General features: G+C 65.9%; 13 protein-coding genes. 7 read left to right on the top strand and 6 right to left on the bottom strand.

Features of this window, described 5'->3' with window-relative positions; genetic code table 11:
- A partial coding sequence (locus ACE3SN_RS06460; protein WP_374528596.1) for a M61 family metallopeptidase occupies positions 1–1945 on the bottom strand: 1945 nt, incomplete at its 3' end.
- A gap of 144 nt (positions 1946–2089) precedes the next feature.
- On the opposite strand from ACE3SN_RS06460, the gene hisS reads away from it, so the two are divergent.
- From hisS to metK, 6 genes are all read left to right on the top strand, one after another.
- Positions 2090–3331, top strand: coding sequence for a histidine--tRNA ligase (gene hisS, locus ACE3SN_RS06455; RefSeq protein WP_374528595.1), 1242 nt, complete (start codon positions 2090–2092; stop codon positions 3329–3331).
- Positions 3328–4392: a peptide chain release factor 1 gene (gene prfA / locus ACE3SN_RS06450; RefSeq protein WP_374528594.1), complete on the top strand. Its 1065-nt coding sequence runs from the start codon at positions 3328–3330 to the stop codon at positions 4390–4392. The genes hisS and prfA overlap by 4 nt, the downstream gene beginning before the upstream one ends.
- Entirely contained in the window at positions 4385–5239 is an 855-nt protein-coding gene (gene prmC / locus ACE3SN_RS06445; RefSeq protein WP_374528593.1) for a peptide chain release factor N(5)-glutamine methyltransferase, read from the top strand. The genes prfA and prmC overlap by 8 nt, the downstream gene beginning before the upstream one ends.
- A gap of 202 nt (positions 5240–5441) precedes the next feature.
- Entirely contained in the window at positions 5442–6242 is an 801-nt protein-coding gene (locus tag ACE3SN_RS06440) for a DUF4167 domain-containing protein (RefSeq protein WP_374528592.1), read from the top strand.
- Positions 6243–6262: 20 nt separating this feature from the next.
- Positions 6263–7822: an apolipoprotein N-acyltransferase gene (gene lnt, locus ACE3SN_RS06435; RefSeq protein ID WP_374528591.1), complete on the top strand. Its 1560-nt coding sequence runs from the start codon at positions 6263–6265 to the stop codon at positions 7820–7822.
- Between the two features lie 43 nt (positions 7823–7865).
- Positions 7866–9071 carry a methionine adenosyltransferase gene (gene metK / locus ACE3SN_RS06430; RefSeq protein ID WP_374528589.1) on the top strand — a complete coding sequence of 402 codons (1206 nt, stop codon included), beginning with the start codon at positions 7866–7868 and terminating at the stop codon, positions 9069–9071.
- Positions 9072–9131: 60 nt separating this feature from the next.
- On the opposite strand, the gene ACE3SN_RS06425 is transcribed toward metK, so the two are convergent.
- From ACE3SN_RS06425 to ACE3SN_RS06410, 4 genes are all read right to left on the bottom strand, one after another.
- A complete protein-coding gene (locus tag ACE3SN_RS06425; RefSeq protein ID WP_374528588.1) occupies positions 9132–9812 on the bottom strand; it encodes a glutathione S-transferase family protein in 681 nt (226 codons plus the stop codon).
- Positions 9813–9856: 44 nt separating this feature from the next.
- Positions 9857–10993 (bottom strand): NAD(P)H-dependent flavin oxidoreductase, encoded by a 1137-nt coding sequence (locus ACE3SN_RS06420; protein WP_374528587.1) that lies wholly within the window; start codon positions 10991–10993, stop codon positions 9857–9859.
- A 72-nt stretch (positions 10994–11065) separates the two neighbouring features.
- Positions 11066–11725: a CoA transferase subunit B gene (locus tag ACE3SN_RS06415; protein WP_374528586.1), complete on the bottom strand. Its 660-nt coding sequence runs from the start codon at positions 11723–11725 to the stop codon at positions 11066–11068.
- Positions 11725–12435 carry a CoA transferase subunit A gene (locus ACE3SN_RS06410; RefSeq protein ID WP_374528585.1) on the bottom strand — a complete coding sequence of 237 codons (711 nt, stop codon included), beginning with the start codon at positions 12433–12435 and terminating at the stop codon, positions 11725–11727. The genes ACE3SN_RS06415 and ACE3SN_RS06410 overlap by 1 nt, the downstream gene beginning before the upstream one ends.
- An 87-nt stretch (positions 12436–12522) precedes the next feature.
- Here ACE3SN_RS06410 and ACE3SN_RS06405 point away from each other — a divergent pair, with 87 nt between their 5' ends.
- The gene (locus tag ACE3SN_RS06405; RefSeq protein ID WP_374528584.1) at positions 12523–13392 is read left to right on the top strand and encodes a LysR family transcriptional regulator; all 870 of its coding nucleotides are present in this window, start codon (positions 12523–12525) and stop codon (positions 13390–13392) included.
- On the opposite strand, the gene ACE3SN_RS06400 is transcribed toward ACE3SN_RS06405, so the two are convergent.
- Positions 13389–14042 carry an HAD-IA family hydrolase gene (locus ACE3SN_RS06400; protein ID WP_374528583.1) on the bottom strand — a complete coding sequence of 218 codons (654 nt, stop codon included), beginning with the start codon at positions 14040–14042 and terminating at the stop codon, positions 13389–13391. The genes ACE3SN_RS06405 and ACE3SN_RS06400 overlap by 4 nt on opposite strands.
- Positions 14043–14095: the final 53 nt, after the last annotated feature.

Below are 14095 nucleotides of genomic sequence, written 5' to 3'. Positions count from 1 at the left end.
GCGCGCCAACCCGCTTGGGCGCGAGCAGCTGGTCGAGCCCGGTGGGTGCCGTCCCGGGGGCGGCGCGCTCGATCCATGGCCAGCGCAGCCCGCCGGTATAGGCGATGCTGACCGTTTCGAACCGGTCACCGCGCTGGACCAGCAGCTGCAGCGGCCCGCCCGACTTGGCCAGTGAGATCGCCGATTTCAGCCCTTCGTGGCTGTAGGCGATACCATTGACCGCGACGACCTTGGCGCCGGTCACAATCCCGGCATTGAAGGCCGGGCTATCCCACTGGGTGGCCGTGACGCGCCCTTCTCGGTCCAGCGTCAGGCCCAGCGAATAGGACAGGTTGAGCGTGCGGCTGCCCGCCATCTTGGCCCCGTCGTAAGGGTTGGGGTCCTCCTTCCAGACCAGCTTGTAGCCGCCCAGCTCGATCCCGCGGATCGGCGCTGGCTGACCCGGCGTCATCATGCGCGCGCGCAGAAAGGCGTTCCAGTCGTAGGGATAGACTTCGTTCAGCGTGGCAACGATGTCGCTCATCTCGAAGGTCAGCTCGCCCCAATCGCCGTCGCGCACGCCCAGGAAGGCACGGGCGAAGTCCTCGATGTTCTTGGTGCCGCCCGTGCCTGCGCGGATGATCTGGTCGATCTCCAGCCAGACGAGCGCGCCTTCGCTGTAATAGTCCGTCCCGCGCGCGATCGAGGGATAGGGTTTGGGCTTGTGATAGGCGAAGGCCGGATCGAAGCCCGTATCCTCGACCGAGCGCCAGCGCCGCCCCGGCCATTCGGAATACTTGCCCGCCACGCTCGCCAGTTGGCCCAGCACCATGTCCTTCGACTGCATGCCCGAGCGCGCCGAAAGCACCAGCCCCCAGAACTCGTCCTGCCCTTCATAGGCCCAGAGCAGATCGTCCTGCATCGGCTGACGGTAATCGGGGGTCCACAGCCGCGCCGGGCGGCGGAACTTGCCGGCCCACGAGTGGCTGAATTCGTGCGGCAGCAGGTCGCGGTCCGCCTCGTTCGCGGCCCAGTTGAGGAACAGGCTGGGGTCCATCTGGTTTTCGCTCGAGCGGTGATGCTCAAGCCCGATCCCGCCGAGATTGCTGGAGAGCGCCAGCAGGAATTCGTAATGGTCGAAATGCTTCGCCCCAAAGGCCAGCAGCGCCTCATCCACCAGCGCGCGGTGAGCGGCGATCTGCTGCGGCCCGGCGGCGAGCTGATCGGGCTTGTCGGCCACAACGTTGAGCGTCACGCCGTTGCCCAAGTCCCACTTGCGAAAATACTTGCCGGCAAAGATCGGTGAATCGACCAGCGTGTCATAGGCGACATCGCCCCACGTCCAGCGGTTTCCGGCCACCTTTACCCCGTCAAGCGCGGTTGCCGCGGTCCAGCCCTGCGGGAAGGTCACAGTCGGGCGATAACGGATCTGGCGCACGTAATAGCCGGCGGGATAAAGGCTCATCTTCTCCCATTGCAGGTTGATGATTTCGGGCGTGATCGTGACGCGCCCTTCGCTGTCCTGCAGCGGCGCGGTGTGGATGAAACGCGCCGTGACGGCACGGGTCCCGGCAGGCAGCTCGAGATGGAAGGCATAGAGCTCCACCGGATCGCGTCGCCAGGCAATCGGCTTGCCGTCGGCCTCGAACTTCAGGTCGACCAGCTCGGCCAGCGGCCCGCGCGGCGAATGGTTGCCGGGCAGCCACTTGGGATAGAGCAGCGTCAGGTGCCGGGTGCCCGCCGCAACCGGGATAGTCTGCGTCACGCGGAACACCGACCGCGCGGTGTCACTCGCGTCGATATCGAGCAGGATCGTTCCGCCGGGATAGGGCCGGTCGACCGCATCGGGAATCGTCTGGACAATCGGTACCGCTTGCGGAGCCGAATTGGCGGCAAGGGCGGCCGCGCTGGCGCTGAGTGCAATTGCGGCAAGGAAGAGATTGGCAGGCTTGGCAAGCTTGATCATCGCGCCGTCATGGCAAGGCGAGGCGCGCGCCGCAACATTGCGCGATGTCTTTTCGACCGACGACAAACCGGCGCCCTTGCTAGCGCATCGCCGATTGCGAAAAACCGGTTCCCACTTTTTCGCGCGATGCTAAGGGGCGCTACCATGAGCACACCACAGGCTATCCGCGGAACCCAGGACATTTTCGGCCCCGACGCCGAGGCGTTTGCCCATGTCGTCGAGACCTTCGAGCGCGTGCGCCGCCTCTATCGCTTCCGCCGGGTCGAAATGCCGGTGTTCGAAAAGACCGAGGTGTTCAGCCGCTCCATCGGCGAGACGACCGACGTCGTTTCCAAGGAAATGTACTCGTTCGAGGACCGCGGCGGCGAATCGCTGACCCTGCGGCCCGAATTCACCGCCGGAATCGCCCGCGCGTTCCTGACCAACGGCTGGCAGCAGCACGCGCCGCTGAAGGTTGCGACCCACGGCCCGCTGTTCCGCTATGAACGCCCGCAAAAGGGCCGCTACCGCCAGTTCCACCAGCTCGACGCCGAAATCCTTGGCGCGGGCGAACCGCAGGCCGACGTCGAACTGCTGGCCATGGCCGACCAGCTGCTCAAGGAACTGGGCATTGCCGACGGCGTCACCCTGATGCTCAACACGCTGGGCGACGGGGCCAGCCGCGAGGCCTGGCGCCTGGCGCTGATCGACTATTTCCGTGCCGTGAGGGGCGAATTGTCCGAAGATTCGCAGGACCGGCTGGAACGCAACCCGCTGCGCATTCTCGACAGCAAGGACCCGCGCGACAAGGTGTTCGTGGCCGATGCCCCGAAGATCGACGATTTCCTCTCGGACGAAGCCCAGGCCTTCTTCGCCAAGGTCACCGAAGGGCTGGATGCCGCCGGAGTCGCCTGGACCCGCGCCCCGGCGCTGGTGCGCGGGCTCGACTATTACCGTCACACCGCCTTCGAATTCGTCACCGACCGGCTGGGCGCGCAGGGCACCGTGCTCGGCGGCGGGCGCTATGACGGGCTGATGGAAAGCCTTGGCGGCCCCTTCACGCCCGCAGTCGGCTGGGCGGCGGGGATCGAGCGGCTGGCGATGCTGGTGCAGGATGCGGGCGCGGTGGGCGCCGACGTGCTCGACGTGATCCTCGCGATCGAGGACGACAGCGCGGTTGCGTTCGGGGTCAAGGCGCTCAAAGCGCTGCGCTCGGGCGGCCTGTCGGCCGACATGATCGCGACCGGCAGTCCGCGCAAGCGCTTCGACAAGGCATCCAAGATTAACGCCAAGGTGCTGGTCGGTGTTTCGATCCGCGATGGCAAGCTGGTCTGCAATGCGCGCTCGTCGGGCTATTCGCAGGATCAGGTGCGCGTCTCGGCCATTCTGGAAAAGCTTCAGGCGTGAGCGTTTCCGACGCCCGCCTTGCCCAGATCGCCGCCCGCTTCGCCCAGCTTGAAGCGCGGCTCGCCTCGGGCACGCTCGAGGGCAAGGACTTCGTCGCCGCGAGCCGCGATTTCGCGGAGCTGGAACCCGTTGCCCGCGTGGCCGAAGAGGTAACCGCGATGCGCGGGGAACTCGCGGCGCTGGCCGCGCTTGACGATCCGGAGATGCGCGAGCTGGCCGAGGAAGAAATCGCCCGGCTCAAGTCCGAGCTTCCAGAGGCCGAACACCGGCTGTCGATCGCCATGCTGCCGCGCGACAGCGCCGACAGCCGCCCCGCGATGCTCGAAATCCGCGCCGGGACCGGAGGCGACGAGGCCGCGCTGTTCGCCGCCGATCTGCTCAGGATGTACGAACGCTATGCCGCCGAACAGGGCTGGCGGGTCGAGGTGGTCAGCGCCAATGCCAGCGATATTGGCGGTTTCAAGGAAGTGGTCGCCAACGTCGCCGGCTCAGGGGTCTTTGCCAAGCTGAAGTTCGAAAGCGGCGTCCACCGCGTGCAGCGCGTGCCCGTGACAGAAAGCGGCGGGCGCATCCACACCTCTGCCGCCACCGTCGCAGTCCTGCCGGAACCGGACGAGGTCGATGTCGCGATCGAGGACAAGGACCTCAAGATCGACATCTACCGCGCATCGGGCGCGGGCGGGCAGCACGTCAACACCACCGATTCGGCGGTGCGCATCACCCACCTGCCGACCGGCCTTGTCGTGATCTGCCAGGACGAGCGCAGCCAGCACAAGAACAAGGCCAAGGCGATGCAGGTGCTGCGCACCCGCCTGTTCGACCTCAAGCGCGCCGAAGCGCAGGGGGCCGAGGCCGAGGCGCGGCGCGCGATGGTCGGCAGCGGCGACCGCTCCGAACGGATCCGCACCTACAACTTTCCGCAGGGGCGCGTGACCGATCACCGCATCAACCTGACGCTGCACCGCCTGCCCGAAATCCTTGAAGGGCCGGGGCTTGGCGAACTGATCGACGCGCTGATCGCCGAGGATCAGGCCAAGCGTCTTGCGGCGATGGATGGCTGACGTCTCCGCCGCCCTACGCGCGGCGGCGGAGCGCCTTGCCGCCAGCAGCGACACCGCCCGGCTCGACGCCGAAGTGCTGATGGCCCACGCGCTGGGCGTGACGCGCTCGGACCTGCTGCTGCGGCATATGCGCGATGAGGCCCCGGAAGGCTTCGCCGCACTGGTCGAGCGCCGCCTTGGCCATGAACCGGTCGCCTACATCACCGGCGCGCAGGACTTCTTCGGCCTCACCTTCCGGGTCTCGCCCGATGTGCTGATCCCGCGCGGAGACAGCGAAGTGCTGGTCGAGGCCGCACTGGCCGCCCGCTCCGATGCCCGCCGCGTGCTCGATTGCGGCACCGGTTCGGGCGCGCTGCTGCTGGCGGTGCTGGCGAACCTGCCATCCGCACAAGGGATCGGGATCGAGCGCTCTTCCGGTGCGCTGGCTGTCGCGCAGGGCAATGCGCGGGCGCTTGGGCTGACCGGGCGGGCCGAAATGCGGCCCGGCGACTGGACCAGTGCAGACTGGGCGCAAGGCCTTGGCCAATTCGACCTGATCCTCGCCAACCCGCCCTATGTCGAGGACGAAGCCGCGCTCGATCCCTCGGTGCGCGCGCACGAGCCATCCAGCGCCCTCTTCTCCGGCCCTGAAGGACTGGACGATTACCGCGTGCTGGTGCCGCAGCTGCCCGGCCTGCTCGCCCCCGGCGGCGTGGCGCTGGTCGAGATCGGGCATACCCAGGCCGATGCTGTCAGCGCGATCGGCGTGGCCGCAGGCTTCAGCGTAGTGCTCCACCGCGATCTGGGCGGGCGGCCTCGTGTGCTCGAATTCAAAATTCCGCTTGGCAAGGGCAGTGCCAACGCGTAAGCGCCAAGTCAGGCCAGCGCCGGACCTTGGCAATCATTGTGTCCCGCGGGTCAATTCCAACATTTGCTCTTTCGGGCCGGACTCCGGCCTCGATCCTTGCAGATGTAGGGTCCCGAACCGCAAGTCGCGGTCCGGGCACGGGTCATGCGGCAAAGCGCGGGAGTTTTACCGGGGCGGCCGCTGAAGCAGGGAACTTGCACCCTTGAACAACAATAATCGCGGTAACAATCGTCGGCGCGGCCGGAACAATCGGCAGGGCGGTGGCAATGGCGGTCAGCAGCTCAACCGGATCGACAGCCGGGCGCGCGGCAATGCGCCGCAGCTGCTGGAAAAGTATCGCAAGCTTGCCCAGGACGCTCACCTCAATGGTGACCGCGTGCAGGCCGAATACTACCTGCAGTTCGCCGATCACTATTTCCGCGTGATCGCCGATGCGCGCAGCCGCCAGGAAGAACAGCGCAAGCCGCGCGACGAACGCTGGCAGGAAGGCGCGGACGAGGGCGATGATTCGGCCGATTTCTCGGTCGACGGCGATTTCCCGAGCTTCGACCAGCCCAGTTTTGCACGCCAGAGCCGCGATGAACGCCGCGAAGAACGCCGTCCGCAGCGCAACCCCGAAAGCGAACGCGAAGATGAAGGCCTGGCTGGCGAAGCCAGTGAGGCCGGCGAAGCTGGTGAAGTGTCGGCAGAACCCAATCCATTCGAGCCGCCGGAGAACCCCTTCGTCCGCGAAAATCGCGCCCGAGGCGGACTGCGTCCGCGCCGCGAAGATCGCCGACCGCGCCGCGAGGACCGCACCCCGCGCGGCGAGGATGCGGACAATGCGCCTGCAGGGCTCGACCCGTCTTCGCTGCCGCCCTCGATTTCGGCCAAGCGCGAAGATAGCGATTCCGGCAACAGCACGAGCGAGGATGCTGCCGCCGAAGCCAAGCCGCGCCGCACGCGCGCCAAGCGCAAGCCGTCGGCCGACGATGCCGGCGAATCGCTCGAATCGGTGAACTGACACGGCCGGTGCCCCGGGCGTTGCAATTCCCCGGGGGCCACCCCCGCAGTTGCGCCCTGATCCTGGGCGCGCTGGCCGCGCTGGGTTTTGAACCACTGGCGCTATGGCCGCTGGCGCTGCTTGCCCTTGCCGGCCTGATCGCGCTGATCGCCGCCGCGCCAAGTCGCAAGCAGGCGACCTTGCTGGGCTGGCTGTTCGGCGTTTCCCATTTCACGATCGGGCTCAACTGGATCGCGACTGCGTTCAGCTTCCAATCGGCTCTGCCGGTCTGGCTCGGCTGGATCGCGGTGCTCGGATTGTCGCTCTACCTCGCGGTTTGGCCTGCGCTTGCCGCGCTCACCGCATGGCACTTGCGCCGCAGCCCCACGGCGCTGATCACGGCCTTTTCCGGGGCCTGGCTGGTCAGCGAATGGCTGCGCGGCTGGGTGTTTACCGGCTTTCCCTGGAACCCGATGGCCGCCGTGCTGCTGGGCCCCTTCGAACATCCCGGCGCGGCCCGCCTCGCGCCCTGGCTTGGCACCTATGCGCTATCGGGTCTCGCCGTGCTGTTCGCGGGCCTTTGGTGGCAGGGCTTGGCCGGCTTCCGGCAGGATCGGCGCAAGCTGGCGCTGCTCGCAATCCCGCTCGCCGCGCAGTTCTGGCCCAGCTTTGGCAGCTCGGCGGCAGCCGTGCCGGCAGGTGCGCCCTTCCTGCTGGTCCAGCCGAACATCTCGCAGGACGTGCTCAACGATCCCGCAATGTACGAGGCCAATTTCCAGCGCGCGGCGCGGCTATCCGGGCAGGTCCAGCCGGGACGCGGCGACCTGGTGCTGTGGCCCGAATCGGGCGTGCCCTGGTACCTCGCCGATGGCTATCCCGAGCGCTATTACTTCGACACCTACGCCGCCGATCCCAAGCTTGCGCGTGAGCGCATCGGGCGGATCATCGGCAAGGAAAGCCTGCTGCTGACGGGCGCGGTCGACCTTGAATTCCAGAATGGCCGCCCGGTGGGCGCGCGCAATGCAATCACCGCTATCGACGGAACCGGGCAGCTGCGGGGCAGCTACGACAAGGCGCACCTCGTGCCCTACGGCGAATATGTGCCGCTGCGCTGGCTGCTCGAACCGCTGGGCATTGCGCGCTTCGTTCCCGGCGACATCGAATTCTGGCCGGGTCCCGGGCCGCGCACCCTGGATCTCGGCAAGTTCGGCAAGGCCGGGATGCTGGTTTGCTATGAAGTGATCTTTTCTGGCCAGGTGACCGACCGCGCGCACCGCCCGGACTATCTGTTCAACCCGTCCAACGACGGCTGGTACGGCGCCTGGGGCCCGCCCCAGCACCTGGCCCAGGCGCGCCTGCGCGCGATCGAAGAAGGGCTGCCCCTGCTGCGCTCCACCACCACCGGGATCAGCGCGGTGGTCGATGCCGACGGCAAGGTGATCCAGTCGATTCCGCTGAACCGCGCCGGCGTGATCGCGGGCCGGCTGCCACCAGCCCATGCGCCCACGCTGTTCGCGCGCTGGGGCAATATGCTTGTGCTACTATGGGGCACAGTTCTTTTTGCCGTTTCAGCAGTTGCCAGCCGCCGCCGTCGCAGGTAAACCGAAGGGGACATAAAGCTTTTGTTATATGGAACCCCCTCAGATGCGCAGCGACTATCTCTTTACTTCCGAAAGCGTTTCCGAAGGCCATCCCGACAAGGTCGCGGACCAGATTTCGGATTCGATCGTTGACCTGTTCCTGTCGAAGGATCCCGAAGCGCGCATCGCCTGCGAAACGCTGACCACCACCCAGCTGGTCGTCCTGGCGGGTGAAATTCGCTGCAAGGGCGTTTACGAAAACGGTGCGTGGGCCCCCGGCGCCAAGGAAGAGATCGAGGCGACGGTGCGCCGCACGGTCAAGGAAATCGGTTACGAGCAGGACGGTTTCCACTGGGAAAAGTTCGAATTCATCAACCGCCTGCACGGCCAGTCGGCCCATATCGCGCAGGGCGTCGATGCCGGTGACAACAAGGACGAAGGCGCGGGCGACCAGGGCATCATGTTCGGTTACGCTACCGACGAAACGCCCGACCTGATGCCGGCGACGCTCTATTACAGCCACAAGATCCTCGAAAAGATGGCGGCTGACCGTCACTCGGGCGCGGCGCCGTTCCTCGAACCCGATGCCAAGAGCCAGGTCACGCTGCGCTATGAAGGCAGCCTGCCGGTTGCCGCCACCGCGGTCGTTGTCTCGACCCAGCACGCGCCGGGCTATGACGAAGGCGAAAAGGAAGCCGAACTGCACGCCTATGTGAAGAAGGTTGTGGCCGAGGTGATCCCGCCGGTGTTGCTGCGCGAAACCGAATATCACATCAACCCGACCGGCAGCTTCGAAATCGGCGGCCCGGACGGCGACGCTGGCCTGACCGGGCGCAAGATCATCGTCGACACCTATGGCGGCGCGGCCCCGCACGGCGGCGGCGCGTTTTCGGGCAAGGACCCGACCAAGGTTGACCGTTCGGCGGCCTACATCACCCGCTATCTTGCCAAGAACATCGTCGCCGCTGGCCTCGCCACGCGCTGCACGATCCAGCTGGCCTATGCGATCGGCGTGTCGAAGCCGCTCTCGCTCTATGTCGACACGCATGAAACCGGCACCGTGGGCGACGACAAGATCGAACAGGCGATCATGGGCATCGAAAAGCTCGGCGGTCTGACCCCGCGTGCGATCCGCACCCACCTTGGCCTAAACAAGCCGATCTATCGCAAGACTGCCGCCTATGGCCACTTCGGCCGCAAGGCGGAAGGCGACCTGTTCCCGTGGGAGCGCACCGATCTGGTCGACGATCTCAAGCTGGCGCTGAGCTGAAGCCTGCGCCGCTGACGAACAACGAAAGGGCGGCCAGTGGCCGCCCTTTTTGTTTGCCGACTAGCGCCGAAAGTCCGCCGTGATTGACCCGGCGGCGGCGAGTTCCGCCTCGTGGCTTGCCTCGCGCCAGTCCTCAGCAAGGGCCGCGGCTTCCCATTCGAGCATCGCGGGATGGGCCAAGACATGGTCGACCCAAGCCTGCCCCTTGCCAACGTCCAGCCCATAGGTGCGCACGCGGTAGGCCACCGGTGCATAGAACGCATCGACAGCGGTAAATTCCGCTCCCGCCAGCCATGGCCCGCCAAAGCGTTCAAGGCCGCTCTCGAAAATCTCGCGCACACGGATAACGTTGCGCTTCAGGCCCTCGCTCATCGGCTTGGGGTTGACCCGCACGCCGACGTTCATCGTGCAATCGTTCCTGAGATGGCCAAACCCGCCATGCATCTCCGCAACCGCGCCCTGCGCAAAGATCCGCGCCTCCTCATCGGCAGGCCAGATGCCCGCGTGGCGTTCGGCCAGATAGAGCGTGATCCCCAGCGAATCCGGGATCGTGCGCGCACCGTCGATCAGCACGGGCACCTGCCCCGTGGGCGAGAACTTGCGAAAGTCCTCGTAATTGTCGGGTTTGGTGAAGGGCTCAAGCCGGTCCTCGAAAGGAATGCCCAGCGCCTTCATCAAGAGCCACGGGCGCAGGCTCCAGCTCGAATAGTTCCGGTTGGCGGTGATCAGGGAGTAGGTCATGGCGCAATTCTAATCACTACGCCACAACCCACAAGCATTGCCCCTCAATCACCCAGCATGGCGTTGAGGCCCATCGCCGCTTCGGCGAATTCCTCGCGGAAGTCCTGCACGACCTGGCGGCACGAGCGTTCGGCCTCCACCAGCCCGACGCCCTGGCCGACGAAGTAGCTGACCAGATCCTGCGCCTGGGCATTGCCGTTGACCACCGCCTTTTCGATGTGGGCGAAGCTCGGCTCCGACACCATGCCCATCAGCGGCATCGGCAGGGTGCCGGGGCTGTCCGGTCCGTCCCACGCCTCATGCCAGGCGGTCTTGAGCTGGCGTGCCGGCTTGCCGGTGCGGGCCTTGGACCGGACGGTATCGCGGCTGCGCGCATGTATCATCTTCTGCCGGAACGTCGGGCTGGTTTCGGCCTCGGGCGTGGACAACCATACCGAGCCGCACCAGGCGCCCTGCGCCCCCGCGGCCATCATTGCCGCCATTTGCCCGCCGGTCATGATCCCGCCCGCAGCCAGCACTGGAATATCCTGCCCGGCCGCCTTCAGCGCGCGCACCACTTCGGGCACCAGCACCAGGGTCGAAACCTCGCCGCAATGGCCGCCAGCCTCCCCGCCCTGGGCGACGATGATGTCCACGCCCGCTGCGGCCTGGCGCAGCGCGTGTTCCTTCGCGCCGACCAGCGCCGCCACGGGGATGCCGCGCTTCTTGCCTTCGGCAATCATCGCCGCCGGCGCGATGCCCAGCGCATTGGCGATCAGCTTGATCGGATGGCGAAAGGCGACTTCCATCAGCGCCGCACCGTTTTCCGGGGTAATGCCGGCGCCTTCGCGCACGCGCAGTGCCTCGGCTTCTGGCACAGTCACGCCATATTGCCCGAGGATCCCGGCGGTGAAGGCCTTGTGCTCTGCGGAAATTGCGGCGGCGCGTTCGGCATTGCTGGTGAAGCCGGTGACGCGCGCATCGACCGTTTCGGGCACCAGCACGTCAACGCCATAGGGCTTGCCATCGATATGCGCGTCGATCCAGGCCAGTTCCTGTTCGAACTGTTCAGGGGTGTAGGCCGCCGCGCCGAACACGCCAAAGCCGCCCGCCTTGCTGACCGCCACAACCACGTCGCGGCAGTGGCTGAAGGCAAACAGCGGAAATTCGCAGCCCACCATTTCGCACAGAAAGTTTTGCATGATCCTCTCCCTTTATCGGGAGCGATCATTGCCCTTGCCGCGCCATGCCGCAAGGGCATTTTAATCGAACAATTAAGCCAGATAGTGCGCCGTGGTCTTGGCCGCTACGTCTTCCGCCGAAACGCCCGGAGCAAGTTCGATCAGGCGGAAGGGCGATGCATGATCGTCACGCTTGAACACAGCCAGGTCGGTAATCAGCATGTCGACCACATTCTTGCCAGTGAGCGGCAGGCCGCAGGCAGGAATGAATTTGGGACTGCCATCCTTGGCACAGTGCTCCATCACGACGATGATCTTCTTGACCCCGGCGACGAGGTCCATCGCCCCGCCCATGCCCTTGATCAGCTTGCCCGGCACCATCCAGTTGGCAATGTCGCCGGTTTCGGAGACTTCCATCCCGCCCAGCACGGTCAGGTCGATCTTGCCGCCGCGGATCATGGCAAAGCTGGTCGCACTGTCGAAATAGGCGGAGTGCGGCAACTCGCTGATCGTCTGCTTGCCGGCGTTGATCAGGTCGGCGTCAACCTCGTCCTCGGTCGGGAAGGGACCGATGCCCAGCATCCCGTTTTCCGATTGCAGGGTTACGGTCATGCCTTCGGGGACATGGTTCGCCACCAGCGTCGGGATGCCGATGCCGAGGTTCACATAGAACCCGTCCTGCAGTTCCTGCGCGGCGCGGGCGGCCATCTGGTCGCGGCTCCAGCCCTTGGTCAGTCCATCATGCTTGGTCATCAGCCGACATCCGTGCTTCGAGTGGTGCGGAATTCGATCTTCTTGTCATAGGGCGCGCCGCAGATCAGGCGCTGCACATAGACCCCCGGCAGGTGGATGCAGTCGGGATCGAGCGCGCCAGCCTCGACGATCTCTTCCACCTCGACCACGCAGATCTTGCCGCAGGTGGCGGCCGGCACGTTGAAGTTGCGGGCGGTCTTGCGGAACACGACGTTGCCGGTGGTGTCGGCCTTCCACGCCTTGACCAGGCTGAGGTCGGCAAAGATGCCCTCCTCGAGGATATATTCCTCGCCATTGAAGACCTTCGATTCCTTGCCCTCGGCCACCAGGGTGCCGACGCCGGTCTTGGTGTAGAAGCCAGGGATCCCGGCGCCCGCCGCGCGCATGCGTTCGGCCAGCGTGCCTTGCGGGCAGAATTCGACCTCAAGCTCGCCCGACAGGTACTGGCGCTCGAACTCCTTGTTCTCGCCCACGTAGCTGGCGATCATCTTCTTGACCTGGCGCGTACGCAGCAGCTTGCCGATGCCTTCGCCATCGATCCCGGCATTGTTGCTGGCAAAGGTCAGCCCGGTCACGCCCGCATCGCGCACCGCGTCGAGCAGGCGTTCGGGAATGCCGCAAAGGCCAAAGCCGCCACAGGCGATCAGCATGTCGTTGCGCAAGATGCCGTCCAGTGCGGACTTGGCGTCGGGGTAAATCTTCTTGGCCATCGTACCTCCCGCTTTCCAGCCCTTACTAGCGGCTCCGAATGATGAGGACTAACGATTGTTTTTTTGGTATTTCGATAAAGACTGCTTATGCGAAAACTCGCCATCTATCACCTTGAAACGCTGCTGTGGATCGCGCGGCTGGGCACGTTCCGCGCCGCTGCGGAGCGGCTGGGGACCACCCAACCCGCGATTTCCGCCCGCGTGCGCGAGATTGAAAGCCAGCTCGGAATCGAGGTGTTCCGTCGCGAAGGGCGCGGTGTTTCGCTGACCGCGCGAGGCCGCCAGCTGGTGCGCGACTGCGAACCGCTGCTCGCCGGGTTCGAGCGCGCCCTGATGCAGGCAGGCGACTTTGCCGGGGCGACCGGTGTCGTGCGCATTGGCGCGGGCGAAATCGCGGCGGCAAGCTGCCTGCCCGCCCTCGTCGGTCGGATCACCGCCGACCTGCCGGGCATCACACTGGAACTGGACCTCGACCTGACGGCACGAATGCTCCAGCAGGTGCTGGCGGGTACGCGCGACATGGTGTTTCTGGCCGGCCCGGTCGCCAGTCCGGGCCTGCGAACCGTGCCGATCGGCGAAGTTCGGCTGGTCTGGCTGGCCAGCCCGGAAACGGCGGCATCAGGCGGATTTGCGCGGCCCTTGCCGGTCTGGTCGATCGGCGCGCATTCGCCAATCCATCAGGTGCTGGAGCAAGAGCTTGCAGGGGGACGCGCGCCGCACCGCTCGCTCAACATCTGCAACAACGTGCAGACGATGATCGGGATCGTCGCGGCAGGCGGCGGCGCTGCGCTGTTCCCGGAAATCATGGTGCGCGGCGCGCTGGCCGACGGGCGGCTGGTGGAAGTGTTGCCACCCCCACCCGCGCGCATCCGCTTCGAAGCCGCGATCCGCAGCAACGAGCAGGACCCGGTAATCCTTGAACTGTTCCGCCGCGCGGGCGGCCTCAGGATCGATTAGAGGCTAAGCCCGAGCACGCCCGACAGGTCCGCCAGCGCTTGCTGCCCGCTGGTCACCTTGATCGCGTGCATCCCCAGTTGCGCCGCCGGCTTGCAGTTGATGCCCAGGTCATCGAGGTAGACGCAAGAAGCCGGTTCCAGCCCCAGCTTTTCGCACATCATCAGGTAAATCCGCGGGTCGGGCTTGCGCACTCCGGCCTTGCTGCTTTCGATCACGTGTTCGAAGCGGGCGAAAACCTGCTCATAGGCGTCGGCCTTGTCGCCGCTGCGCGCCATGCCCGCGCCGTGCCCGGCCGGCACGTTGTTGGTGATGCAGGCCAGGCGGTATCCCTCGCCCTTCAGCACATCGAGCGCTGAAACCATTGCCGGACGGATCGAGCCCGAGAGCACGGCCAGCACGGCCGAACCTTCCAGCGCATGGCCCAGCGCCTCGGCTTCTGCGGCGAACAGCGAATCGAACTCGGCCGCGCTGATCTCCGCACGCTCGAACAGCGCCCAAGCATTGGCATCGGGATTGGTGGCATTGACCTGCCGGACGAAGTCCTGCGGCAGGCCGCGTTCGGCCTCAAGCCGGTTGAACGCTTCGAACGGAGACGCCGTAATTACCCCGCCGAAATCGAAAATCACAGCCTCAAAGCGGCGCTCGCTCACACCCATCCTCCCAACTTGTCTGCTTTTGCCAGTGGCGCATTGCGTGCGGCCAT

The organism is Novosphingobium sp. (genome assembly GCF_041915465.1).
Taxonomy (GTDB): Bacteria; Pseudomonadota; Alphaproteobacteria; order Sphingomonadales; family Sphingomonadaceae; genus Novosphingobium.
This window is presented reverse-complemented; position numbering and strand designations above follow the sequence as displayed.